The organism is Bradyrhizobium sp. LA6.1 (assembly GCF_040547805.1).
Taxonomy (GTDB): domain Bacteria; phylum Pseudomonadota; class Alphaproteobacteria; order Rhizobiales; family Xanthobacteraceae; genus Bradyrhizobium; species Bradyrhizobium barranii.
Genome location: NZ_JBEPQK010000008.1, coordinates 36,453 through 59,477, shown reverse-complemented (window position 1 = coordinate 59,477; position 23,025 = coordinate 36,453). Strand labels below are relative to the sequence as shown.

Here is a 23,025-nt window from a genome sequence, read left to right as displayed (position 1 = left end):
GTGGGCGCAGAGCTACACCGAAAGGCGGCCGGCGAAAAGGGATCAATGATGCCGCAGCAGCGCGAGGATGGTATGCGCAACAGACGACATGGCGTCGCCCCGATGCGATTATTTTTCCGTCACACCAGGCTCGACTTGCCACGGCTGAGCACCTCGCCCGCGCCCTTGTCGCCGACGATCTTGCCCTGCTCGTACACCACGCGGCCCCGCGCGATGGTGGTGACGGGCCAGCCGGTGACGTCAAAGCCTTCCCACGGCGTATAGTCCGCGCCGTGGTGCAGGTCGGCCTGCCGGATCGGCTTCTTCAATTTGGGATCCCATAGGACGATGTCGGCATCGAAGCCTACGCCGATCGAGCCCTTGCGCGGATAGAGCCCGTAGACCCGCGCATGGTTGGTCGCGGTCAGCTCGACGAATTTCTGCAAGCTGATCCGCCCCTTCGAGACGCCTTCGGAGAACAGGATCGGCAGCCGGGTCTCGACGCCGGGGATGCCGTTCGGCACCCAGCGGAACGAGGTGCGGGAATTCGGCGTCAGCTTGCCCTTGAGATCGTCATAGCGGAACGGGCAGTGATCGGACGAGAAGGTCTGGAACACACCCGTGGTGATGCCTTCCCAGATCGCCTGCTGGCTTTCGGCATCGCGCGGCGGCGGCGAGCAGACATACTTTGCGCCTGACATGTCCATGTTCAGGCCTTTCATGTCGTCGGCCGTCAGCGTGATGTATTGCGGACAGGTCTCGGCATGCACCGGCAGTCCGCGCTGCTGGGCCCAGCGCACCTGCTCCATCGCCTCGCGGCCGGAGACGTGGACGATCATGATGGGGACGCCGATCACCTCGGCATGGCTGATGGCGCGATGCGTCGCCTCGCGCTCGACGGCCTGCGGCCGCGACACGCCGTGATAATAGGGCGCGATATGGCCCTCGCGTTCGAGCTTCGCGGTGAGGAAGCGGATCGCGTCGTAACCCTCGCAATGGACCATGACCAGCGCCTCCTCGCGGCGCGCGACATCGAACACTTCCAGCAGCTGCTTGTCGCTGAGCACGAGGTCGTCATAGGTCATGAACACCTTGAACGAGGTGTAGCCGTCCTTGACGAGAGCCGGCAGCTCCTGCCCGAGCACGACCGCGGTGGGGTCGGAGATGATGAGGTGGAAGGCGGTATCGATGTAGCATTCGCCCTCGGCGAGCTTGCGGTAGTTCTCGACGCAGGTGCGCAGCGACGTTCCCTTCTCCTGGAGCGCGAAGGGCAGCACCATGGTGTTGCCGCCGGCCGCCGCCGCGCGCGTTGCCGAAGCAAAATCGTCGGCCATCACCACGTCGGGGCCAGAGGCCTGGGAGATGTGGACGTGACTGTCGATCCCGCCCGGCAGCGCCAGCAGCCCCGTCGCGTCGATCTCGCGCGCCGCGCCTTCAATGCGGTCGGCGATGCTGACGATGCGTCCGTCGCGAATGCCGATATCGGCGCGAAATTCGTCGCTGGCCGTCACGATGGTGCCGCCGCGAATGGCGAGATCTAGCTGCGTCACAGGTGTCTCCGTCACTTGATGATCGCTGATGTCTGGAAGATCCGGCCCCACGCCGTAAGGGCCGCGATGTCGCCACCGGCGAGTTCGAGCGTCCTCCACAACGTGACCGCGACCGAGTCCAGCACGGCGATGCCCAACTCCCGTTCGAGCGAGGCCGCCAGCGCGGCGCCGTCGAGATTGGTGCAGAGAATGACGACGGCATCGGCGCCGTCCGCCGCGACCGCGCGGATCATGTCGGCGATCGTCGCGGGCGTGACCTCACCGAAGGAAAAGTTATCGCGCAGGCCGAGATGCCGCTCGGCGTGAGGGGCGATCCCCTCCTCGACCCAGACATCGCCGATCCGCCGTTGCACGTCGTCCGTATAGGGTGAAACCAGGCCGACGCGTCCGGCGCCGAGCGCGCGGACGGCGTCGATGCAGGCGAGCGTGGAGGTCGTCGCCGGGATATCGGTCCGCGCCGCGATCGCTTCGCACAGGCTCCGGTCGCGGCCGATACCAAGCCAGCTTGCCGACGTGCCGTTCCAGGCAATGGAATCGACCTTGGCGTCCGCCAGCAGATCCGCCGCCGGCAGCATCACCGAGGCATCGAACTGGTTCAGCGCCGCGGCATCGAGCGCGATCTCGGTAACGCGGAAGCGCGAGAAATGAGCGGTGACGCCGGCCACGCCATGCAGCATGGAATTGGTGACGGGCTCCAGCACCGAGTTGGACGACGGGGTCATCATGCCGAGGCGCTTGCGCTGAATTGACATCGATCACGATCGCCCCATTGAGAGAGCGCACCGCTGCGCCCCCCTCGGACAATCATCCGCGCCTGCCATTGCCCGCGCAACCCGCAATTTGCATGGCGCATATGATTTGTTCGGTACGCAGCTCAAGCCGCGAAGGTCGACCGCAAGCGCCGCCAGCCGATGACGATGCCGGTGACGGAAAATACCAGCCCGAGCAAGCAGAGCCCGACGACCAGGATATCGCGCAGACGCGGGTGCGCCATGAGAACGGGAAAATCGAGCGTGTGAAGCGCACCGTAGAACCAGCGATAGGCCCGCCGCGAGGCATCCAGTCTTTGCAGCACGCGGCCGTCGGCACCGTCGATGTCGAACCAGAGGTCGCCGCATCGGGAGCGATAGACGGGCGCTCCGGGGACAACGGAGTGCGCGGGATAATCGTCATTGTCGGCTAGAACGGACGGGGCGCCACAGCCCGGCGCAAGGCGCGTCGTCAGGTTATGGACATCCCTCTCGCCGAGGAATGCCACCTGGCGGCTGCGGATCGCCTCCCCCGTTTTGGTCAAGGCCTGACTGGCGAGGCCGGTACGGTCGCGCCGGTAGACAACACCGTTGACGGCGAACCATTCGACTTCGCGAGCCGACGGCTGACCGACCGGTGGGGCCGTCGTCCAGTCAGGCGCGGCATACACCACGCCCGCTTCGGTCGGGGTCAGTTCCCCGCGCGAGAACAGCCGGCCGTGATCCATCGAGAGCCAGCCACTGAAACTCCAGGTCAGCACGAAAACGGTCGCGACGAGACCAATGATGTGATGCAGGGCGTGCCAGCCGCGATAAGGCGACGAAACCCCGCGCCCTCGAATCCTGATCCTGATAGTTCCAAGCACCGCGCCGAGCGTCGCGGCGATAAAAGCCACCAGCGACAATGTCGAGACCACCTGATCCCAAAGGGACCAGTTGCTCCTCAGGACCGTCGGATAGATCCAGTGCAGGACGCTGCCGGCCCAATTCCAGCCGCGTTCGCTGCGGGTCGTATCCAGCACGACTTCGCCGGTGCGCGAGGAGACATAGACCTCGGTTCCGGCCGCATCGCCAAGAGCGACGCGCAACAGAGGCCGGTGTCGATCAAAGCCGTTGGGTACGCTCCATTGATCATAATCCGCGCCCGAAATCATCGCCGCCCGCGCGGCATCGAGCCCGCGTTGCCGGGCATGATCCCGCGCGATACCGACCGCGACGTCGGCGGACGTCACCGATGCATCCCGTCCGTCGGAGGCATGGACCGCGCGCACACGCGACGGGTCCGACACGACATAGACCCGCCCGTCGCTCCGCTGGACCAGGCGAACGCGCGTGGCGTCCGCGATCCCGCTCGCAGCGACGGCATCCGCGACCGCAATCCTCACCTCTCCGCCAGCCACCGGCGCGAGCCCGGAAAAACGTTCCGCTTCCGTCAATGACGGAAACGGGACGAAGTGCATCACGATTCCGCTCGCGAACCACATCGCGAACAGCAGGCAGAACGCGATCCCGAGCCAGCGATGCAGCAGCACGATCGCGTTCATCATGTGGTCAGCGCCCTACCATTTGAACGCGGCCGAGAGCTCATAGGTCCTGGGCGCACCGAGCAGGATCTGGTCGGGATAGAACGGATCGCCCCAGATCGCGTAGCGCTTGTCGGTGATGTTGCGCACGCGGAAGCCCAGACGGGCCTGGTCGACCGCGTTGAACACCGTCTTCGGGATGTCAACGAAGGCGTAGACATCGGCGACGGTGTAGGCCTTCATCGTCACGACGTTGGCATCGGTGTTGTAGCGGTCGCCGACATAGCGGCCCGTGATGCCGAGCTCCACCGGCCAGGGCGTGAAGAACCGGTACGACGCACCGGCATTGGCCACGACACGCGGCACGTTCGGCGGCGTGTTGCCGGAGAACGAACCACCGGCAAAATTGTAGTCGGCATAGCGTGCATCGACATAGGCGATGTTGCCCCAGAGCCGCAGGGGATCGATCGGGCGTACGGCCGCGGCGAGCTCGACGCCCTTCGACTCCTGCCGTCCTGCGATGTTGAGCTGCATGCCGCCAGCCGCCGCATAGACGTTCTTGCGCTCGATATCGTAGGCCGAGAACGACCATTCCGCCCTGTTGTTCCACAACAGATGCTTGACGCCCGTCTCATAGGTGCGCGAGGTCGTCAGGTCGAGCGGCTGGGCAGGCCCAAGCAGGAAGATGTTGTTGGCGGAGACGTCGGCGCCGGTGGCGTACTGGCTGAAGAAGGTCACGCCGGGAACGGCGTCCCAGGTGTAGCCGATGCGCCCCGTCACTGGTGCCCAGGACTTCGAGAACGGGAAGTTCGCCTTTTCCAGCCCGGCGGAGTCGGTCGAGTTGCGGTCAAGCCCGATATGCTCGACGCGCAGGCCGCCGACCAGCGCGAAGGTTCGCGTGAGCTTCACCCGGTCCTCGAACGACAGCGCCTCGTTGTCGATGCGCGCGGTCTGCTGCTGCGTCGTGAGCAGGCCGTAAAGGCCACGGTCGGGATTGACGAGCGAGACGTAATCGTCCGGGAAATTGGCCGCGCCTGGCCTGACGAAATCGAGATAGCTGGACGAAAGTGTCGTGACCAGGCGGTTGTCGAAGCCGGCGATATTAGCGTCCCAAATCAGGTCGGTAATGTTGCCGACAAGGCGTTGGCTATGTGCAACATAGAAACGCTCGCGATCGACCATGTTCGAGTTGGGCAGGCCCGTACTGGCATTGAAAGCCTCGATCTCGTTGTTGAACCAGGTACGCTCCGCGCCATAGGCATAGGCTTGGCTCTTCAGCGTCAGGTCAGGCGCCAGCTTCAGTTCGAAGCCGCCGCGCAGCCACACCTCTTGTGCCACGTTGCGGTTGTCGAGAACGTTGTAATTGGTGTTGAAGGTACGATCGTCGATCGTGATCGCACCGAGATTCGTTTTGTTGAAGTTCGAGACGTAATTGCCCGAAACAATGCCGCTCGTCGCATGCGAACCGCTGAAGGCGATCGGTACCAGCGGTGCGCCCCAATAGGCCTTCGAGCGATCTTCCCGGTACTCGATCGCGCCCCAGATCTTGAGGCTGTCGGAGATGCGGTAATTGAGCTGGCCAGACACATCCAGCGTCTCGGTATTGGTGTCGTCGGCAAAGCCATTGAGCGAGGCGCGGCTGATGTCGAAGCGGTAGTCGAGCCCCTGCAAATTGGTGCTGCCGCCCGAGCCGTAATGGACGCCGAACGAGTTGAGCGAATCCCAGGAGAAGTCAGCGTCATTCCGGATCGGCCCGGTGTGTGGCTGCTTCGTGATCAAGTTGATTGCGCCACCGGCGGCACCTTCGCCCGACATTAGCGAGGCCGGACCTTTCAAAAATTCCACGGCTGCGAGATTGGCCGTATCCGTGATCCGCGAGGTCATGTTCTGCGGACCGATCTTGATGCCGTTGTAGAGCATGTTGATCTGGCTGTTGGTGAAGCCACGCATGGAGAAAGCCGCGGGCTCGGCCGGATTGTCGCCGGAGGTGACACCGACCGCGCCCTGCGCAACCTCCGACACGGTGCGATAGCCCTGCTCCCGCATGGTCTCGGCCGAGATGACCTCGACGGTCGCGGGTGTCTCCTGCACGGTCAGGCCGAGGCGCGAGGCGCTCTCGGCAACCACATTGGTGTTGAGCGGCGTCTGCGCCGCCGCGGTCGGCACGACGGGCTTGGCCGCGGCCGATGCGGCCGCTGGCCTGCGCGATGCTGCGCGGCGTGGGCTCTGCGCGTCCCGGGCCGCCGGCTTTGCCGGTTTGCGGGATTGGGCGGGCGACACCTCGACCGGCGGCAGCGGCTCGCGGGCCTGCTGCGCCAGCGCTGCGGGCAGATCGGCGACTGCAAATGAAGTAAGCGCGGCGGAAGCGAGCAGGAAGCAACGCGGTCGTACAAGACGAATGGAAGACACAGTTCGGGACCTCGGTATGACGTCAGTGGCACGTCACAGCGAACCAGGTCCCACCTCCGGCCTTTGAGCCTTCCGATGAAGCCGAATGTCTGTACTCCCCGACCGACATCTTCGCGTGTGACCACGGCTGACGGCAGGTCTCCTGGCTCGCGGGTCAGTACCTTGCATCGCCTTCCCGGGACCGAGATACCCAGTGGCTCGTGACGCAAGATTCGCCGCTTACAGTTGCGGGGGCAGCCGCGGCATTGGGGACAAAATCCCCGCACCGCATTCCCTTTTCATCCCCACTCGGGGAAACCGTCAAAGCCATCTAGGATTACCAACAAGACAGAGTCAATGTGCCGATACGACGTTATTACCACAGCGACCAACTTCCTTGGAGATAGGCATGGAAGGCGAGACCTTCCTCTGGCTGATACGGCATGCGCCCGTCGACGGCGCCAAAGGGACGATCCACGCAGCCGACGCGCCCGCCGATCTCGGCGATCGCGTGCAACTGGAGGCGTTGCGGCAGAGGCTCCCGCCAGATGCTGCGAGCTTTGCGAGCCCGGCGCGACGTACGGTTGAGACGGCGCGCGCGCTGGGACTCGAACCCGCGTTGGTGCCCGACTTCAGCGAGCAAAACTTTGGCGACTGGACCGGCCGTCGGCATGACGAGCTCGCCGCGAGCGGCGGCGAAGCCTACGCGCAGTTCTGGAGCGATCCGGCACGCGGGCGGCCGCCGGGCGGCGAAAGCTTTGAGGATCAGGTCGCGCGTGTGCGGCTCGGTCTGTCACGGATCGGCCCTGGCTCAGCAACGCTCGTCGTGCATTCCGGCACGATCCGCGCCGCGCTCTGCATTGCGCTGGATCTGACGCCACAAGCGGCCCTGCGCTTCGTGATCGATCCGTTGTCACTGACCCGGATCGACCGGCTCGCCAGCGGCTGGCGCGTCGTCGCGGTCAATCAGCGCGCGGCTTGAGCCCGATCAGGCCGGGCGATCCGGAACGTTAGCCTGCGCGAAGGTCGCCATGCCGTTGTGAAGGCTGCATGCGAGCCGCACCAGCGGCAGCGCGATGGCCGCACCCGATCCTTCGCCGAGCCTGAGATCGAGGCTGATCAACGGCTGGACGTTCAGCGCACGCAGCACCAGCCGATGTCCCTGCTCCGCCGATTGATGCGACGGCAGCAGGAATGGCTGGCACGACGGGTTCAGCCGCACCGCCGCCAGCGCTGCCACCGATACGATGAAGCCATCGATCAACACGGGAATGCGGGCTTGTGCAGCCGCAATGATGGCGCCGCAAATCGCCGCGATTTCGAGGCCGCCGACGGCGCACAGGATTTTTTCCGGCGAAGCACCTGCAACGCCATGCCGCGCGATCGCAGCGTCGATCACGCGCGCCTTGTGCGCGCGGCCGGCCGCGTCGACGCCGGTACCGCTGCCCGCGATCTCCTCGGCACTGATGCCGAGCAGGCTCGCCGCAATCGCGGCCGACGTCGTGGTATTGCCGATGCCCATCTCGCCGAAGATCAGGAGATCGGGCCTGCCGGCGTCTGCGCGCGCGACTGCGCGCTGACCGGCCTCGAAGGCGAATGCCAGCTCCGTCGGGGTGAGCGCGGCTTCCACGCTGAAGTCGCGCGTGCCCTGGCGCGGCTTGTCGGCGACGACGCCCGCGATCGCCTCCTGCGCCAACGTGCCGGCGTCGACGACCTCAAGGTTTGAGCCAAGCTCACGCGCCAGCACCGAGATCGCAGCACCGCCCGAGGCAAAATTCGCCATCATCGCGATGGTCACTCCTTGCGGATAGGCCGACACGCCCTGCGCGACGATGCCGTGATCGCCGGCGAAGACGATGATCGGCACTCGCGCGGCGCGCGGCTGCTCGGTCGCCTGCAGGCCCGCAAGCTCGACCGCAAGCTGCTCCAGCCGGCCGAGCGCGCCGGCCGGTTTTGTGAGTTGCGCCTGACGCGCGAGCGCCGCCTCGCGGTGGGCGGCGGAGACCTCAGGACATTTTCGATAGACCCATTCAGGGAGCATGCTGCCTCGCTTACGGCCTGCGCTTGAGAATGTAGCTGTCCATGATCCAGCCATGCCGCTCGCGCGCATCCTGTCGCGCGGCGACGATGTGCGGGCCGATCTCGGCCAGAACGCCCGACATGACGATCTGATCGGGCATGCCGAGATAAGCGCCCCACCAGATGTGCAGCCCCGCTGGATCGAGCGACTGGAACGCCGTGCCGCCGTCGAGCATCACCACCACGGTGTCGACGCCCTGCGGCCAGCCGCCTTCGCGCAAGCGGCGCCCCGTCGTGACCAGGAAGGGCTCGCCGATGTCGTTGAGCGGCAGCGCATGCGCCGCGCACAGTGCCTGGATCGAAGTGATGCCGGGCACGACCTCAATATCAGGCAACGGATCGAGCCGCCGCGCGATGCGCAGCGAGGAATCGTAGAGCGAGGGATCGCCCCAGATCAGCAGCGCGACCTTGCCTTCACCTTCGAGATGGCTGGCGATCGTCTGCGACCAGGCCGCGGCCACGGCATCGTGCCAATCGTCGACGCCCTTGTGATAATCCGCTTCGCCGGCATCGCGCACGGGAAGATCGAACTCGGCAATGCGCGTCGTTTGATTGGTGAGCACATCCGCGCAGATCGTCCGCCTGAGATCTGCGAGATCGGACTTCGCCGTCCCCTTGCGCGGGATCAGGATGAGATCGGCCGCGTTGATGGCTTGAACGGCGGCGCGCGTAAGCTGCCCGGGATCGCCGCAACCGATGCCTATCAGGGAGAGTGTCAGCATCGCGCGTGCAGGGGCGGCCATGACGGCCGCCCCTTTGTCTCTTAAGCCGCGTTGTGCAGGCGCGGCGTGACGAGACCGGGCGCGGTGACGCCACGCAGCGATTTTGCCAGTGCCAGCACGGCGAGATCGGCCAGCGGCTCGATCACGATGACGAGCGCGTAGGAGGCCGCGAAGGTCGCGATGTTGACGAGGTTGGTCGCACCGAAGCCCGAGCCATAGAGCGCCCAGAACGCAACCCAGGCGATGACGCCGGCCTGATACGTGGTCGATAGCGCCAGCGCCTGGCGATACCTGAGATCGACATAGGCGGTGTTGCGGGCAATGATCCGCGCGGCGATCGCCTGGATCCCGAACAGCGGCACCAGCAGCGTGGTGACGTTCATGCCGAATTGCGGCAGATCGGGCGGCTCGAAGAAGATGCCCTGGAACAACAGTCCGAACGCAAGGCCGAAGGCCGCGGGCGCCGCCCCAAACAGCAGGAACAGGGTCGAGCCGAGGATGAAGTGCACCTCGGAGACGCCGACCGGGAAGTGCGGCAGGATCTCGAAGAAGACGAACACGAGGCCCGTGGTGGCGAGCGTCCGCGCCGCGAACGACGTGATGCCCTGCTCGCGCACGGTCTCGACCGCGAGCTTCAGCGCAACGCCGCCGACGGCGATGCCGGTTGCGTAACTCAACACGAGCTTGGCGCCCGATACGACTCCGGGTTCGATATGCATGGTTCAGTTCCTTCCTGCCGTCACACCCGACGGCCTTGGCCACAAAACATGCACGGCCGGTCTCCTGGCTCGCGGTTCACTGGGGTTCTCCGGCCTTCCCGAGCCTTGCGGCCCAGTGGCTGATCGGAGCCCCTCACCGCTTACAGTCGCGGGGGCGGCTGGGGTTTTGGGCGGCGTAACTGTCCGCCCACCCCCATTCCCGATTATGCTCCGGCGGTTTGCGCCGCCTCGAGCACCATGCATCTCCTGTGTGCCCCTTTCGCCAGCCGGGCGTCAAGGGGCGAAGGGCGGCCGGGACGGTCATGACGGATAATCGCCCGCCAGCGCGCCGAACAGGATCACGGCGGCCGTCGAGGCCGCGCCGCCCCGCGCAAGCTGCTCGGCCAGCTCGGCAATGGTGGTGCGGACCAGCCGCTCGTCGGGACGCCCGAGGGATTCGGCGAACAGGGCCGGAGTGCTCGGGGCGAGGCCGTGCTCGATCAATTTTGCGACAAGCGCCGGAAAGGTGCGCCGGCCCATATAGACCACGGTGGTCGCTTCGGGATCCGCCAGCGCCGCCCAGTTCAAATTCTGCGGCAGCTCGCCGGTGACATCGGCCCCGGTCACGAACTGCACCCGGCGCGAGGTGTGGCGCCGGGTCAGGGGAATGCCGGCTTGCGCGGCAGCGACACAGGCCGAGGTGATTCCGGGAATGATCTCGTAGCCGATGCCGGCTTCGCGCAGCGCCTCCAGCTCCTCCTCGAGCCGGCCAAAGATACCGGCATCGCCCGATTTCAGCCGCACCACACGGACGCCGGCCGCGGCATAGTCGACCAGCAGGCGGTTGACGTGGTGCTGCTTGGTCGAGGGCCGCCCTGCACGCTTCCCCACCGCGACGAGATTGGCGCCGGGCCGGGCCAGATCGAGGATCGCGCCGGAGGCGAGGTCGTCATAGAGCACGACGTCGGCATCGCGCAGCCGCGTGGCGCCTTTGAGCGTGAGGAGCTCGGGGTCTCCGGGGCCGGCCGAGATGAAAGTGACAAAACCGCTCACCGATCCTCCGCGATCAGGTGGAAGAACGTGCCGGTGGCTTGTCCCCGGCGCGAGCCGGTCTCAGCAATGACCGCGCCTGTTGCATCGTGCACGACCGCCAGCGGCGTATCCGGCTGCGCGACAATCGTCGAATAGTGGAACTCGTGGCCGCGCAGGCGGGCGCCGACCTGATGGCCCGGCATCGGCGCGGCGAGCGCAGCGAGACGATAGCCGAGATGCATGCGGCGCTTGGCAAAGCTCGTCTCCAGTCCGAGCAGGCCCGTCATCTCGTGACGGATGCCGTCGGCATCGGTCAGTGCGGTTCCCAGCACCATATAGCCTCCGCATTCGCCGTGCACCGGCCGTGTGTCAGCGAAGGTGCGCAAGCCGCTGCGAAAGCGGGCATTGGCCGCGATCTTCCCCGCGTGCAGCTCGGGATAGCCGCCGGGCAGCCAGCAGACATCGGCGCTGGCATCGGGCGCTTCATCGGCAAGCGGCGAGAATGTCGAGATCTCGGCGCCGGCCGCGCGCCAGGCCTCCAGCATGTGCGGATAGATGAAGGAGAACGCGGCATCGCGGGCCAACGCAATGCGCTGTCCGGGCGGCGTCACATTGATGCCGCTTGCCGCCGGTTGCGGCGACCAGCTTGCTGCCGATCGCAGCACCGCATCGAGATCGACATGCTCGGCGACGAAGCGCGCGGCTTCGTCGATCAGCTTGCCGATCTCGGCTTGCTCCTCGGCCTGCACCAGGCCGAGATGCCGTTTCGGCAGGCTGATCTCGGCATGACGCGGCAGCGCGCCGAACACGGCGATGCCGGCGTCGTTCAGTGCACGCCGCACGAGGTCTTCATGGCGCGGGCTGGCGACGCGGTTGAGCACGACGCCCGCAAGGCGCACGCCAGGGCGATAATCGCGGAGACCTGCGGCGATGGCGGCTGCCGTCTGCGCCTGACCCGACGGATCGATCACCAGAACCACCGGCCAGCCCAGCATCTCCGCGATGTCGGCGGTGGCGCCCGTGCCCGAGACGCCGCGCGCGGCAACGCCGTCGAACAAGCCCATCGAGCCTTCGGCGAGAACAACGTCCGCGTCCGTGCCGCGGCTGACGAGATGGCTGATTGTGGTGCGATCCATCGCCCAGCTATCGACGTTGACGGAAGCGCGCCCCGTCGCAGCGGCGTGGAAGGCGGGATCGATATAGTCGGGCCCGCTCTTGAAGCACTGCACGTTCAATCCGCGATTGCGCCAGGCGCGCGCCAGCGCCAGCGTCAGCGTGGTTTTGCCGACGCCGGAGGCCGGCGCGGAGATGACGAGCCCTGCCGGCATCACGATGCCTCCGGAAAGCGCGGTTCGGCACCGACCGGCCGATAGCGGCGGTCGTAGTCGACGGCATAGAGGCGGCTCTCGTCAAAATCCGCCGCTCCAAGCGTCTTGCCAACCAAAATGAGTGCGGTGCGCTCCATCTCGGTGCCGACGGCGGCATCGAGCGTCGCCAGCGTGGCGCGGACGATGCGCTGGTCCGGCCAGCTCGCGCGCCAGACGATCGCGACGGGGCAATCCGCGCCGTAATGCGGCGTCAGCTCGGCGACGACATTGTCGAGCAGATGGATCGACAGATGGATCGCGAGCACCGCACCGGTGGCGGCAAACGCTGCGAGCTTTTCGCCCTCAGGCATTGCGCTGGCGCGGCCCGGCGTGCGCGTCAGCACGACTGACTGGGCAAGACCGGGCAGCGTCAGCTCAGCCTCCAGTGCAGCTGCTGCAGCCGAAAACGACGGAACACCCGGCGTGACCGTGTAGGGAATACCGAGCGCGCGCAGACGGCGAAGCTGCTCGCCCATCGCCGACCAGATCGCGAGATCGCCGGAATGCAAGCGGGCGACATCCTTGCCGTCGGCATGCGCGGCGGCGATCTCCGCAATGATCTCGTCGAGCGACAGCGGCGCAGTGTTGACGATGCGCGCCCCGGGCGGGCAATGCGCCAGCACGCCCTCGGGCACCAGCGAGCCCGCATAGAGGCAGACCGGACAGGCCGCAATCAGGTCGCGTCCACGCAACGTCAGCAAATCCGGAGCGCCCGGTCCTGCACCAATGAAGTGCACCGTCATGCGCCGTCTCCTTCCGCGATCGCGGCGGTCGCGGTGCGATCCCGCGAGACCGCCCGCGTCGCAATCAATCGCGCGCGGGGGCCAGCCGCAACGAGCGCCGCGGCTTCAGCGACCGAGCCCGTGCCGAACTTTTCGGCGACGAGTTTTGACTGCGTCGGCGTATGGATGTTGGCCAACGCTTCAGCCGAGACCGCCTTGATCGGCACACCGCATTCGCGCGCGAGCTGCTTTAGCGCTTCCGCGTCGGCCTTGTCGCTAACAGTCGCGACCGCCGCAAGGCCTTCGAAACCACCGGCAGCCAGCAGCGCCTCGCGCAACGAAGCCAACGTCACATCCTTCTTGAATCCGAGTCCGGCGACTTTCATCGAACCGCACTCCACTGCACCACGGGTCGCGACGCTTCCCAGGACCTGTAGCGGCCGAGCGGGCCAGCATGTGCGATCTCGACCCGCATCAGCTCGCCGCCGTGACGCTGGTGCAGCTCGCCGAGCAGCGCTTCCGTTTCCAGCGTTACCGCATGCGCGACGAGCCGCGCACCCGGCACAAGCCGTGGCCAGATGGCATCGAACATCGCGATATCGAGACCGCCACCGATGAAGACGGCATCCGGCGCTTCCAACGCAGCAAAGGCTTTCGGCGCGCTCCCCGTGATGACGGTGATCCGATGCGCCAATCCGAACGCTGCAGCATTGCTGCGGATATTCGCGGCGCGATCGTCGCGCGCCTCGATGGCGGTCGCCGTCCCGCCGCACAGCGCCCATTCCACAGAGATCGAGCCAGAACCCGCGCCGATATCCCACAGCCGCTCGCCGGGTCGCGGCGCCAGCGCCGAGAGCGCGAGCGCGCGCACCGGCCGCTTGGTGATCTGGCCGTCGTGAATGAAGAGATCGTCGGACAGGCCGGAGCTGCTGGGAATGCCTTGCCCGCCCCTCGCCTCGACCGCTACTGCGACCAGGTTTTCGCCCAGATCGCCCGCAAAGCTGTCGGCACGATGCTCAGCGATGCTTTCGCGCGGCCCGCCGAGCGCGGCGAGAGTCCAGAACGCCGAGGCGCCCCACCCGCGCTCGCTCAGCCATTTGGCGAGCTCACCGGCTGCCTTGCCGTCGCGCACGAGGCAAATGATGCGCGCACCTCGCACGAGATGCGGTACGAGACGCTCGAACGGCGCGGCATGAAGCCCGAGACAGGCAATGGCTTCGAGGCGCCAGCCGAGCCGCGCGGCGGCGAGCGAGAAGGTCGATGGCGCCGAATGCGCGATCCACTCGTTGGCATCGAGCTTCTCGGCGAGACTTGCACCCGCGCCGTGCCAGAACGGATCGCCGGAGGCGAGCATCACCGTCGGCCGGCCGCGGCAGCTCAGCACGATGTCTGCGTCGAACGGCACCGGCCACGGGCGACCGCGCCCCCCCACATCAGCAAGCGCGAGATGACGCTCGCCACCAAAAACAGTTTCTGCCTTGGCGAGCGCCTTTCGGCTTGCTTCGGACAGCCCGGCAAGGCCATCTTCGCCGATACCGATGATGGTCAGCCAGGGATCAGCCATGAATCGCGCCCTCATTCTGGGCGGAACCGCCGATGCGAGCTTGCTCGCCGCGGAAGTCGCACGCGCGCACATCGACGCCGTGTATTCCTATGGCGGCCGAACCCGCGCGCCCGCCGATCAGCCGCTGCCGACCCGCATCGGTGGCTTCGGCGGCGTGAGCGGGCTTGCCGACTATATTCGCCGTGAGCGCATCACGCATGTGATCGACGCCACGCATCCCTTCGCTGCCGAGATGAGCCGCCACGCGGTCCAGGCGTGCGCGCAAACGGGCACGCCGCTGATCGCGCTCGAGCGCGCGCCTTGGACGAGGGCGCCCGGCGACAACTGGATCGAAGTCGCCGACGTCACCGCCGCAGCCGCCGCGCTGCCCGAGTCGCCCGCAAACGTGTTCCTCGCCATCGGCCGGCAGCACATCGCGCCATTCGCGAGCAAGCCACAGCACACCTACACGCTGCGGTTCGTCGATCCGCCCGAGGCACCGCTGCCCTTCGCTGCGGACGTGATCGTGTCGCGCGGGCCGTTCACGTTCGACGGCGAGCTCGAAACGATGCGCGCGCGCGGCATCGCGTGGATCGTCGCCCGCAATTCCGGCGGCGACGGCGCACGCGCCAAGATCGACGCGGCCCGCATGCTCGGCCTGCCCGTGATCATGATCGCGCGGCCAAAACTGCCCGAACGGCTGCCGGTTGAGAGCGTGGCAGAGATCATGCAGTGGCTCGGTCATCGCGCCTGCCTCGGGGCATAGACCCAGCGGCCGACGCGGCGCGTCTGCGAATTTCCGACGATGACCAACGTGCGCATGTCGGCCATCTCAGGCCGCGCGTCGTTCAGCGCGACAGTTTCGATCCGCTCGTCCGACGTGCTGATCGCGCGGGCGAAAATCACGAGGCGCTCGCCGCAGCCGGCGTCCTTCAACACCGCAAGCGCGCGGCCAAAACCCTCCGGCCGGCTTGCCGAGCGCGGATTGTACATCGCAATGGCAAAATCGGCTTCCGCGGCCAGCCGCAGGCGCTTCTCGATCACCGCCCACGGCTTGAGATTGTCGGAGAGATTGATCGCGCAGAAATCATGGCCGAGCGGCGCACCAGCGCGCGCGGCTGCCGCCAGCATCGCTGTGATACCAGGCAAAACGCGAATGGGAAGCTCGCGCCATTGCGGCGCCTGTTCGAGCGCCTCGAACACGGCCGACGCCATCGCGAAGACGCCGGGGTCGCCGGAGGAGACGACGACGACCTGCCCGCCTTCGGCCGCGAGCCGCAGGGCCTCGCCCGCGCGCTGCAGCTCTTCGCGATTGTCGGAGGGGTGCAAGGTGAGCCCTGCCCGCGGCGGCACGCGCGCAACATAGGGCGCATAGCCCAGAATGTCGGTCGCGGCGGCAAGCGCGGCGGAGACCTCGGGCGTCACCAGCGCATCGCTACCCGGCCCAAGGCCCGCGATGGTCAGCGTGCCCGTCATTCGGCGGCGTCCAGATGCCGGCCTTTGCCGTGCACGAGCACGATCGCAAAATAAGGACAGTCGGCGGCATCGATCTCGGCGAGCCGCACCACGCGCTCGCCCGGCATGGTGCCGCGCTCAACCAGCCAGGCATCGTCCAGCCGGCCGGCAGCCGTGAGCGCGCGGCGCACCTTTGCGAGATTGCGGCCCGTCTTCATGATGACGAGCGCATCGGAATCGCGCATGCGCCGTTCGAGCTCGTCTTCGGCGAGCGTGCCCATCAGCACCGTCGTCACGTCGTCACCAAGCGCGATCGGCTGTCCGACGCCGTTCCAGCAACCGACCATGCCGGGAATGCCCGCGATCACCTCGATCTCGACACGGCCTTGCAGGCGCGTGTGCAGATGCATGAAGGAGCCGTAGAAGTAAGGATCGCCCTCGCAGAGCACGACGACATCGACCGCACGCGAAAGCCGCGCCAGCCGTTCCGCCCATTCGTCGTAGAAGCCGGCGAGCAGTTGCACATATTCCGGGCTATCGAAAGCGAGCTCCGTCGTAACAGGATATTCCATTGCGTATTCGGTGACGTCGGAGGCCAGCATGCCTTCGACGATCCGTCGTGCCTGGCCGGGCCGGCCCTTCTTGCGAAAATAGGCGACGTGCTTCGCAGCCCGCACCGTGCGGTCGGCGCGCACGCTCATCAGATCAGGATCGCCAGGGCCGAGACCGCAGCAGATGATGCGTCCCATGGCTATTCGCTCCGGCTCGCGAGCGCATTCACGGCGGCGACCGTGATCGCGGAGCCGCCGAGGCGGCCCTCGACCGTCAGCGCCGGCACCGGCGGATCCGCCATCAGCGCGGCCTTGGATTCGGCCGCGCCGACGAAGCCGACGGGACAGCCGATGATCGCCGCGGGCCGCGGGCAGCCCGGCTCCTCAAGCATGTTGAGGAGATGAAACAGCGCGGTCGGCGCGTTGCCGATCGCAACGATTGCGCCGTCGAGATGCGGTCGCCACAACTCGAGCGCCGCAGCCGAGCGCGTGTTGCGCATGGACTGCGCGAGCGCGGGAACGGCCTCGTCGCCGAGCGTGCAGATCACGGCGTTGGCCGCAGGCAATCGCGCCCGCGTAATTCCTTCCAAGACCATGCGCGCGTCGCACAGGATCGGGGCGCCTCTCTGCAAGGCCGCGCGCGCAGCAGTCGCCATGCCTGATGTGAAGCGGATGTGGGCTTCAAGGCCCACCATGCCGGCGGCGTGGATCATCCGCACCACCACCTGCTCTTCGTCAGGCGAAAAGCGCGCAAGATCGGCCTCTGCCCGGATGGTCGCGAAGGATTGCCGGTAAATCGCCGCGCCGTCGGTCTCGTAAGTGTGCGGCATCAGTGCCCTCCGACCAGGATGGAGGGATCGCTGACGATGTCGGCACCATTCAGGCCGCGCAGAACCGGCTCGTCGCGGGTCGAGCCGTCGCGGACGAGATCGAATCCGGCGCTGGTCGCAACCAGCGTCACCGCGGACGCGCCGGAACGCGCGCAGCCCTTGGCGCAGCCGGAGACGTGAAGGCGCGTATCGAGGGCGATGCGCGGCGCAAGGGCGGAAGCGAGTGCGCGGGTGTCGGCATGCGCCTCGCGACAACGCGGGGCGCCGCTACAAGCAATCACACGCAACGCCGGATCGTAAGGCTCGGTGATGAGGCCTGCCCCGCTCGGCATCTCGCGCTTGCCCTCGCTCAGCACCATCCGCCATGGCGTCATGCGCAGCGCATGTCCGCAGCCGGAAAATTGATGGAGCGTCGTGTGCAGCATCTGCCCGAACGCGACGCCGACCAGGGCGCCATGCGGATAATGCCCGGGTCGTGACGCGGCCATGACCGGAGCAGGCTCGGTTTCGCCGCTCAACGACTGAGGCAATTCCGCGCTGGCCGCGATATGGGCTGCCATGCGCCCTCGCCCGCCCTTCGCACCGCCGGACGAGATGAACCAGTTCGCGAGCGCGAGCGCCGTGCTCACGGCCTCCCCGCGTGCGACCGAGCGGCCGAGCCTTGCGCCATCGGCCCGCACCACGAGCCGGCCGTCGCGATCGCGTTCGATGCGCACGTCGGCGGAATCGCCGGCGAGTACGCGCGACTTTCCATCATCGATGGCGAAGCCGAACTTTGTGGGAAGATCGAGCGCGCTGTCGGCGAGCGCTTCCTCAAGCTCCGCGGCGAGCGCCTGTGTCTCATCACCGCTGTTCCAGAACGGCGTCACCAAAATGTTGCGCCGGGCTTCGATGTCGGAATCGGGGTCGAGCAGCCGCAGCAACGCGAGTCCATCGAGCAGCCGGCGATGGCCCTGCTCACTGACGCCCCTGATCTGGAGGTTGGCCCGGCTCGTCACATCGATGAGACCATTGCCGTAGCGTTCGGCGAGCTCGGCAAGCCCGGCGACTTGCGCGGCTTCAAGCCTTCCACCGAACGGACGCACGCGGACGACGAGCCCGTCGCCCGATTGCATCGGGCGCAACGCGCCGGGACACCAGCCCTTGATCGCGGCCGCGCTCATGAAGCCTCCTTCAGCGCAGCCGCGATCGAATTGCGGCGCGTTCGCCAGAGCGAGGCTTCGTGCAGGCGCGTGAAGCAGGTCTCCATCGCGGCGAGCGCCGCCGGATTTTCGCGGGCCATGAAGGTGAGGACGTCGGCGTCGCCGAGCGTCGCGTCGTAGTAGAGATCGAACAGATGCGGCGGCACGGCGCCGGCCAGATGCGCGAAGGCGGCCATGTGCTCCAGCGTCGCAGTGATCTCGGCGGCGCCGCGAAAACCGTGCCGCATCATGCCGGCGATCCAGGCCGGATTGGCCGCGCGCGCACGGACGACACGGGAGATTTCCTCGGTCAGCGTCCGCGCGTGCGGCTGCTCGGGCCGCGTCGTATCGAGGTGATAGAGCGATGGTCCTGCCGCACCGAGATGCGCTGCGGCGGCCGCGATGCCGGCCTCATGCGCGGCGTAATCCGCGGCGAGCAGAAGATCGGTCTCCGGCAGATCCTGGACGTGCACGAAAGCATCGGCGGATGCGAGCCGGGTCTCGATGCCGGCCCGATCCGGCTGCATCGCACCGTCCGCGGAGAACGCCCAGGACGATGCCGACAGCCAGGCTTCGCCGGCGGCATCACGCGTCTCGGCCGTGAAGGCATCCGGGATCGCCGAGAGGCCGACGCCGTATTGTCCGGGACGCGGCGCGAACACGCGCGAGGCGCGGTGGCGATAGGGATTCTCGTCACCCTCCTCCTCGCGCGTTGCGAGCGCCTCGGCGGCGGCCTCGAACAATTGCGCAAGGCCGGAGAAGACATCGCGGAACAGGCCCGACACGCGCAGCGTGACGTCGATGCGGGGGCGCCCGAGCTCGGCCGGCGCGATGATGTCGTAGCCGGTGACGCGGCCGGAGGCGTGATCCCAGCGCGGCGCAAGGCCGGCGAGATGCAGCGCCATGGCAAACTCCTCGCCGGCGGTCCGCATCGTCGCGGAGCCCCAGAGATCGACCACGAGGCCTTTCGGCCAGTCACCGTGATCCTGCAAATGGCGACGCAGCAGCTCTTCCGCGAGCTTGATGCCTTGCGCATGCGCCGACGGCGTCGGCACCGCGCGCGGATCGACGGCAAAGAGATTGCGCCCGGTAGGCAGAACGTCCTGGCGGCCGCGATAGGGCGAGCCCGACGGCCCCGGCGCGACGCGCTGCCCCGCGAGCGCGGAACGCAACGCATCGCGCTCCGCGTCGGCGCAGGCGCCGCGGCCGAACACGTGCAAGCCGTCGCCGAACTGGCTCTCCTTGAGATCGCAGACGAAGCGATCGATCCGCGGGATCGCTTCCGCCGGTGCTGCCGAGGCATCCAGACCAAGATCGTCCTCAAGACCCGCCGCACGCGCTTCGTCGCGGATCGCAGAAATCAGGCGCTGACGGCGCGCGGGATCGAGCCCATCGGCGGTCGAATATTCGTCCAGCAGCCGTTCGAGCCGGCGCAGGCCGTCCGGCACCGCGGATTGTTCCAGTGGCGGCGGCAGATGGCCGATAGTGACGGCACCCAAGCGCCGCTTGGCCTGCGCGGCCTCGCCGGGATCGTTGACGATGAAGGGATAGATGACCGGCAGATCGCCGATCAGCGCTTCGGGCCAGCACGCGGACGACAGCGCCACGGATTTTCCGGGCAGCCATTCCAGCGTGCCATGCGCGCCCATGTGCACAACGGCATCGATGGCCTGCCCGCGGAGCCAGAGATAGAACGCGACATAGGCATGGCGCGGCGTGCGGGCGAGATCGTGATAGTCGGCATCGCGCGTGGTCGCATCGCCGCGCTCGGGCTGAACCGCGATGATCGATTGGCCACTTGCGATGGCCGCGAACTGAAATGCACCGTCGCGACAGCTCGGGTCATCCTCCGGCGCGCCCCAGGCCTGCGCGAGATCATCCTGCAAGGCTTGCGGCAAGCGCGAGAGCGCCGCGCGGTAGTCGGCCACGCTCCAGGTCAAGTTCTGATTGAGCAGCGTCTCGCCGAGCGCCTGGACCGGCGCAACATCGAAGCCGGCCTCGGTCAGGTCAGACAGCAATGCCTCGACCGACGCCAGCGCATCGAGACCAACCGCATGCGCGATCTGATGCGGACGGCCCGGGTAGTTCGAGAGCACGAGCGCCACCCGCTTCTCGGCGACTGGCGTCTCCGCGAGGCGCCGCCAGGCCACAACGCGCGCGGCGACGGCCTTGACGCGCTCCTCATCGGGCCGGTGGGCCAGATGCGAAAATTGCAGATCGGGATCACGCTCCGCGGCCGATTTGAAGCTCACCACGCCCGCGAACAGGCGGCCGTCGACCTCCGGCAGCACCACATGCATCGCGAGATCGCCGGGCGACAGGCCGCGCAGCGACTCCGCCCAGTCTTCGCGCCGTGCCGATGAGAGCGCGACCTGGAAGACGGGACACGATGCGGCATCGAACGGTGTCGTGCCGTCGTCGCCCATCGCCGAGAACGCCGTCGCGTTGACGATCGCGGCCGGAGGATTCGTCGCAAAATACGTCCGCAGCCAATCCGCAACGCCCGGAGCCTTCAGCGAGGTGACGAACACGCCGTACGCGTCAAAGCCGCGCTCGAGCAGCGCCGCGATCAGAGCGTCGACCGGCCCGGTATCCGCGGCGGTGAGATAGGAACGATAGAAGGTCACGAGCGCGAGCGGCTTTCCCTCGCCTGCCGTCGGCGCAGCAATGACGCCACGCGCGGGATCGTAAAAGCCCATCTCAGGCAGGTTCATCTCGCCGACGACCGGGCCCGCGTAAAGGCCCGAGGCCAGCGCGAGCTGCGCGATCGCGGCCTGGGCTGCAACGGGACCGCCGGTGTCGCAGAGCACCTTGAGCCGGCGCAGCGTCGAAACCGGCAGGGTCGAGTAGGCATCGAGCCGCATGTCGTCGCGGCCGTCGGCCGGCAGCACGGCAAGCACGATGTCGCGGTCCTTCGCCAGCTGCTGCAGGGCCGCGAGCCCGTACGGCCAATAGGACTCACCGCCGATCAGGCGCACCAGGATGCCGCGTGCCTGCGACAGCGTACGCTCGATATAGGTGTCGACCGACAACGGATGACGCAGCTCCGCGAGATTGGCGAGCCGCAGCGACGGCAGGCTGTTACGGCCGCGCCGCCAGCCGGCCGCGAACGCGGCAAGGTCGGAATCCGAGTACGAGAGCACCACGAGATCGGCCGGGTCCTGGCCGATGTCCCTTGGCGTCGCGGTCTCCTCGAGACCGCGGCTCTCGCGGAAGACGACGTGCATCAGATACCAGATCCTGAAAGCCCAAGTCCGACCTTGATCGCGGCCTCGTCGATATCGCCGTGCTCGCCGATCACGACGAGCTTCGACTGCCTGAGAGCTACGCCCCAGGGCTTGTCGAACTGGTGGCGCACGCGCTCGCCGACCGCTTGCAGCAACAGGCGCATCGGCTTGCCCGCGACCGCGATATAGCCCTTGACGCGCAGCACGTTCTGCTCGCGCGAAAGACGCTGCACCGACGCGACCAGTGCGTCGATGTCGCTGATTTCAGGAAGATCGATCACGACGGAGGCGAAATCGTCGTGCTCGTGATCCTCCTCGCCGTCGTGATGCGAGGGGCGCGCGGCGAGATCGTTCTCTGCGGCAGCGCCAAGGCCGAGGATGACACGCGCATCGATCGCGCCATCGGTGACGGAGAGCATCGGCACGCGGCGCGGCATCTCGGCGGTGATGGCGGCTTTGGCCGCTTCGATCCCTGCAGCGCCCGCAAGATCGGCCTTGGTCAGCAGCACGATATCGGCGCAGGCGATCTGGTCCTCGAACACTTCCGACAGCGGCGTCTCGTGATCGAGATTTCCATCCGCCGCGCGCTGCGCTTCCACGGCAGCCGGGTCCGGCGCAAAACGGCCGGCGGCGACAGCCTCGGCATCGGCCAGCGCAATCACGCCATCGACCGTGATGCGCGAACGGATCTCAGGCCAGTCGAACGCCTTCAGCAGTGGCTTCGGCAACGCAAGCCCCGAGGTCTCGATCAGGATGTGATCGGGCCTCACCGGCCGCGCCAAGAGCTTTTCCATGGTCGGGATGAAATCGTCCGCAACGGTGCAGCAAATGCAGCCATTGGCGAGCTCGACGATGTTCTCTTCCGGACAATTGGCATCGGCGCAGGATTTCAGGATCTCGCCATCGACGCCCTCGCTGCCGAACTCGTTGACGAGCACTGCGAGCTTCTTGCCGCCAGGGTTTGCGAGCAGATGCTGGATCAGCGTCGTCTTGCCTGAGCCGAGAAAACCGGTGACCACCGTGACAGGGACTTTTGCGAGCGAGTTCATTCGGCGGCCTCCGGCAACACGGCAATGGGGGGAATGCGGGCAAGCGATTGCTTGCGGAAGATTTCGGGACGGCTGCGCCAGGGCACGAGGCCGTCGGGCGCGGCGGCATAGGCCGCAGCACCCGCGACCACGTCGCTCGCATGGGCCTCTGACAGACGACCATAGACATAGGACCAGCGGCCGGGCGCGCTGAGCGCAACCGAGCAGCCCTGGCTGCATGCCGACAGGCATTCAACGGGAACCACATTGACGCCCTCGGGCACGCCGGCGTCGAGGATCGCACCATGCAGGCGCTTGCCGGGCGTCGTCTCACCCTCGTCGAGCGTCTGGCCGGCACGGCAGGTAATACAGACGTGAAGTGTGACGGTCATCGCCTCTTC

At 67.0% G+C, this 23,025-nt stretch carries 21 protein-coding genes and 2 riboswitches; of the genes, 2 read left to right on the top strand and 19 right to left on the bottom strand.

From position 1 onward, the window contains the following. Window positions 1-119 precede the first annotated feature (119 nt). From hydA to ABIB99_RS21205, 4 genes are all read right to left on the bottom strand, one after another. On the bottom strand, window positions 120-1,529 hold the full coding sequence (hydA, locus tag ABIB99_RS21220; RefSeq protein ID WP_354177451.1) for a dihydropyrimidinase: 1,410 nt from the start codon (window positions 1,527-1,529) through the stop codon (window positions 120-122). An 11-nt stretch (window positions 1,530-1,540) separates the two neighbouring features. Then, window positions 1,541-2,281: a maleate cis-trans isomerase family protein gene (locus ABIB99_RS21215; protein ID WP_354177450.1), complete on the bottom strand. Its 741-nt coding sequence runs from the start codon at window positions 2,279-2,281 to the stop codon at window positions 1,541-1,543. A 122-nt stretch (window positions 2,282-2,403) separates the two neighbouring features. Beyond that, window positions 2,404-3,825 carry a PepSY domain-containing protein gene (locus tag ABIB99_RS21210; RefSeq protein ID WP_354177449.1) on the bottom strand — a complete coding sequence of 474 codons (1,422 nt, stop codon included), beginning with the start codon at window positions 3,823-3,825 and terminating at the stop codon, window positions 2,404-2,406. A 12-nt stretch (window positions 3,826-3,837) separates the two neighbouring features. Continuing rightward, a complete protein-coding gene (locus ABIB99_RS21205; RefSeq protein WP_354177448.1) occupies window positions 3,838-6,210 on the bottom strand; it encodes a TonB-dependent receptor in 2,373 nt (790 codons plus the stop codon). 115 nt (window positions 6,211-6,325) lie between these two features. Next, window positions 6,326-6,527: riboswitch (cobalamin riboswitch) on the bottom strand. Between the two features lie 71 nt (window positions 6,528-6,598). On the opposite strand from ABIB99_RS21205, the gene ABIB99_RS21200 reads away from it, so the two are divergent. After that, a complete protein-coding gene (locus ABIB99_RS21200) occupies window positions 6,599-7,171 on the top strand; it encodes a histidine phosphatase family protein (protein ID WP_354177447.1) in 573 nt (190 codons plus the stop codon). A 6-nt stretch (window positions 7,172-7,177) separates the two neighbouring features. Here the strand turns inward: ABIB99_RS21200 and cobT are convergent, their stop codons facing one another. From cobT to cbiE, 8 genes are all read right to left on the bottom strand, one after another. After that, entirely contained in the window at window positions 7,178-8,230 is a 1,053-nt protein-coding gene (cobT, locus tag ABIB99_RS21195; protein ID WP_354177446.1) for a nicotinate-nucleotide--dimethylbenzimidazole phosphoribosyltransferase, read from the bottom strand. 10 nt (window positions 8,231-8,240) lie between these two features. Continuing rightward, complete coding sequence (gene cobF / locus ABIB99_RS21190; protein ID WP_354177561.1) at window positions 8,241-8,990, bottom strand: precorrin-6A synthase (deacetylating); 750 nt, start codon at window positions 8,988-8,990, stop codon at window positions 8,241-8,243. Between the two features lie 41 nt (window positions 8,991-9,031). Then, window positions 9,032-9,709, bottom strand: a complete 678-nt coding sequence (locus tag ABIB99_RS21185) for an energy-coupling factor ABC transporter permease (protein WP_166351655.1) — start codon at window positions 9,707-9,709, stop codon at window positions 9,032-9,034. 37 nt (window positions 9,710-9,746) lie between these two features. After that, a riboswitch (cobalamin riboswitch) is annotated at window positions 9,747-9,964 on the bottom strand. Window positions 9,965-10,009: 45 nt separating this feature from the next. Next, window positions 10,010-10,741 carry a uroporphyrinogen-III C-methyltransferase gene (gene cobA / locus ABIB99_RS21180; RefSeq protein ID WP_354177445.1) on the bottom strand — a complete coding sequence of 244 codons (732 nt, stop codon included), beginning with the start codon at window positions 10,739-10,741 and terminating at the stop codon, window positions 10,010-10,012. Beyond that, on the bottom strand, window positions 10,738-12,048 hold the full coding sequence (locus ABIB99_RS21175) for a cobyrinic acid a,c-diamide synthase CobB (protein WP_354177444.1): 1,311 nt from the start codon (window positions 12,046-12,048) through the stop codon (window positions 10,738-10,740). The genes cobA and ABIB99_RS21175 overlap by 4 nt, the downstream gene beginning before the upstream one ends. Further along, a complete protein-coding gene (cobM, locus tag ABIB99_RS21170; RefSeq protein ID WP_354177443.1) occupies window positions 12,048-12,830 on the bottom strand; it encodes a precorrin-4 C(11)-methyltransferase in 783 nt (260 codons plus the stop codon). Before cobM ends, ABIB99_RS21175 begins: the two co-directional genes overlap by 1 nt. Continuing rightward, complete coding sequence (locus tag ABIB99_RS21165) at window positions 12,827-13,195, bottom strand: cobalamin biosynthesis protein (RefSeq protein WP_166097885.1); 369 nt, start codon at window positions 13,193-13,195, stop codon at window positions 12,827-12,829. Before ABIB99_RS21165 ends, cobM begins: the two co-directional genes overlap by 4 nt. Continuing rightward, window positions 13,192-14,373 (bottom strand): precorrin-6y C5,15-methyltransferase (decarboxylating) subunit CbiE, encoded by a 1,182-nt coding sequence (gene cbiE, locus ABIB99_RS21160; protein ID WP_354177442.1) that lies wholly within the window; start codon window positions 14,371-14,373, stop codon window positions 13,192-13,194. Before cbiE ends, ABIB99_RS21165 begins: the two co-directional genes overlap by 4 nt. On the opposite strand from cbiE, the gene ABIB99_RS21155 reads away from it, so the two are divergent. Further along, a complete protein-coding gene (locus ABIB99_RS21155; protein WP_354177441.1) occupies window positions 14,372-15,118 on the top strand; it encodes a cobalt-precorrin-6A reductase in 747 nt (248 codons plus the stop codon). The genes cbiE and ABIB99_RS21155 overlap by 2 nt on opposite strands. Here the strand turns inward: ABIB99_RS21155 and cobJ are convergent. From cobJ to ABIB99_RS21120, 7 genes are read right to left on the bottom strand one after another with little or no spacing between them, the layout of a single operon-like run. Beyond that, the gene (gene cobJ / locus ABIB99_RS21150) at window positions 15,094-15,828 is read right to left on the bottom strand and encodes a precorrin-3B C(17)-methyltransferase (protein WP_354177440.1); all 735 of its coding nucleotides are present in this window, start codon (window positions 15,826-15,828) and stop codon (window positions 15,094-15,096) included. The genes ABIB99_RS21155 and cobJ overlap by 25 nt on opposite strands. Beyond that, window positions 15,825-16,556 (bottom strand): precorrin-2 C(20)-methyltransferase, encoded by a 732-nt coding sequence (locus ABIB99_RS21145; RefSeq protein ID WP_354177439.1) that lies wholly within the window; start codon window positions 16,554-16,556, stop codon window positions 15,825-15,827. Before ABIB99_RS21145 ends, cobJ begins: the two co-directional genes overlap by 4 nt. A 2-nt stretch (window positions 16,557-16,558) precedes the next feature. Beyond that, entirely contained in the window at window positions 16,559-17,188 is a 630-nt protein-coding gene (locus ABIB99_RS21140; protein ID WP_354177438.1) for a precorrin-8X methylmutase, read from the bottom strand. Continuing rightward, a complete protein-coding gene (cobG, locus tag ABIB99_RS21135; RefSeq protein WP_166097912.1) occupies window positions 17,188-18,351 on the bottom strand; it encodes a precorrin-3B synthase in 1,164 nt (387 codons plus the stop codon). Before cobG ends, ABIB99_RS21140 begins: the two co-directional genes overlap by 1 nt. Further along, window positions 18,348-21,596 carry a cobaltochelatase subunit CobN gene (gene cobN, locus ABIB99_RS21130; protein ID WP_354177437.1) on the bottom strand — a complete coding sequence of 1,083 codons (3,249 nt, stop codon included), beginning with the start codon at window positions 21,594-21,596 and terminating at the stop codon, window positions 18,348-18,350. The genes cobG and cobN overlap by 4 nt, the downstream gene beginning before the upstream one ends. After that, window positions 21,596-22,645, bottom strand: coding sequence for a cobalamin biosynthesis protein CobW (gene cobW / locus ABIB99_RS21125; protein WP_354177436.1), 1,050 nt, complete (start codon window positions 22,643-22,645; stop codon window positions 21,596-21,598). Before cobW ends, cobN begins: the two co-directional genes overlap by 1 nt. Then, window positions 22,642-23,016 carry a DUF1636 family protein gene (locus ABIB99_RS21120; protein ID WP_028148471.1) on the bottom strand — a complete coding sequence of 125 codons (375 nt, stop codon included), beginning with the start codon at window positions 23,014-23,016 and terminating at the stop codon, window positions 22,642-22,644. The genes cobW and ABIB99_RS21120 overlap by 4 nt, the downstream gene beginning before the upstream one ends. Window positions 23,017-23,025: the final 9 nt, after the last annotated feature.

What these genes read in the sequence shown, in the direction of transcription:
- ABIB99_RS21185 (WP_166351655.1), bottom strand. Translation starts at nt 9,709, where the DNA reads ATGCATATCGAACCCGGAGTCGTATCGGGCGCCAAGCTCGTGTTGAGT.
- ABIB99_RS21155 (WP_354177441.1), top strand. Translation starts at nt 14,372, where the DNA reads ATGAATCGCGCCCTCATTCTGGGCGGAACCGCCGATGCGAGCTTGCTC.
- cobN (WP_354177437.1), bottom strand. Translation starts at nt 21,596, where the DNA reads ATGCACGTCGTCTTCCGCGAGAGCCGCGGTCTCGAGGAGACCGCGACG.
- cobW (WP_354177436.1), bottom strand. Translation starts at nt 22,645, where the DNA reads ATGAACTCGCTCGCAAAAGTCCCTGTCACGGTGGTCACCGGTTTTCTC.
- ABIB99_RS21215 (WP_354177450.1), bottom strand. Translation starts at nt 2,281, where the DNA reads ATGTCAATTCAGCGCAAGCGCCTCGGCATGATGACCCCGTCGTCCAAC.
- ABIB99_RS21120 (WP_028148471.1), bottom strand. Translation starts at nt 23,016, where the DNA reads ATGACCGTCACACTTCACGTCTGTATTACCTGCCGTGCCGGCCAGACG.
- cobG (WP_166097912.1), bottom strand. Translation starts at nt 18,351, where the DNA reads ATGAGCGCGGCCGCGATCAAGGGCTGGTGTCCCGGCGCGTTGCGCCCG.
- ABIB99_RS21140 (WP_354177438.1), bottom strand. Translation starts at nt 17,188, where the DNA reads ATGCCGCACACTTACGAGACCGACGGCGCGGCGATTTACCGGCAATCC.
- ABIB99_RS21175 (WP_354177444.1), bottom strand. Translation starts at nt 12,048, where the DNA reads ATGCCGGCAGGGCTCGTCATCTCCGCGCCGGCCTCCGGCGTCGGCAAA.
- cobF (WP_354177561.1), bottom strand. Translation starts at nt 8,990, where the DNA reads ATGCTGACACTCTCCCTGATAGGCATCGGTTGCGGCGATCCCGGGCAG.
- cbiE (WP_354177442.1), bottom strand. Translation starts at nt 14,373, where the DNA reads ATGGCTGATCCCTGGCTGACCATCATCGGTATCGGCGAAGATGGCCTT.
- ABIB99_RS21145 (WP_354177439.1), bottom strand. Translation starts at nt 16,556, where the DNA reads ATGGGACGCATCATCTGCTGCGGTCTCGGCCCTGGCGATCCTGATCTG.
- cobM (WP_354177443.1), bottom strand. Translation starts at nt 12,830, where the DNA reads ATGACGGTGCACTTCATTGGTGCAGGACCGGGCGCTCCGGATTTGCTG.
- cobJ (WP_354177440.1), bottom strand. Translation starts at nt 15,828, where the DNA reads ATGACGGGCACGCTGACCATCGCGGGCCTTGGGCCGGGTAGCGATGCG.
- ABIB99_RS21165 (WP_166097885.1), bottom strand. Translation starts at nt 13,195, where the DNA reads ATGAAAGTCGCCGGACTCGGATTCAAGAAGGATGTGACGTTGGCTTCG.
- ABIB99_RS21210 (WP_354177449.1), bottom strand. Translation starts at nt 3,825, where the DNA reads ATGATGAACGCGATCGTGCTGCTGCATCGCTGGCTCGGGATCGCGTTC.
- cobT (WP_354177446.1), bottom strand. Translation starts at nt 8,230, where the DNA reads ATGCTCCCTGAATGGGTCTATCGAAAATGTCCTGAGGTCTCCGCCGCC.
- ABIB99_RS21200 (WP_354177447.1), top strand. Translation starts at nt 6,599, where the DNA reads ATGGAAGGCGAGACCTTCCTCTGGCTGATACGGCATGCGCCCGTCGAC.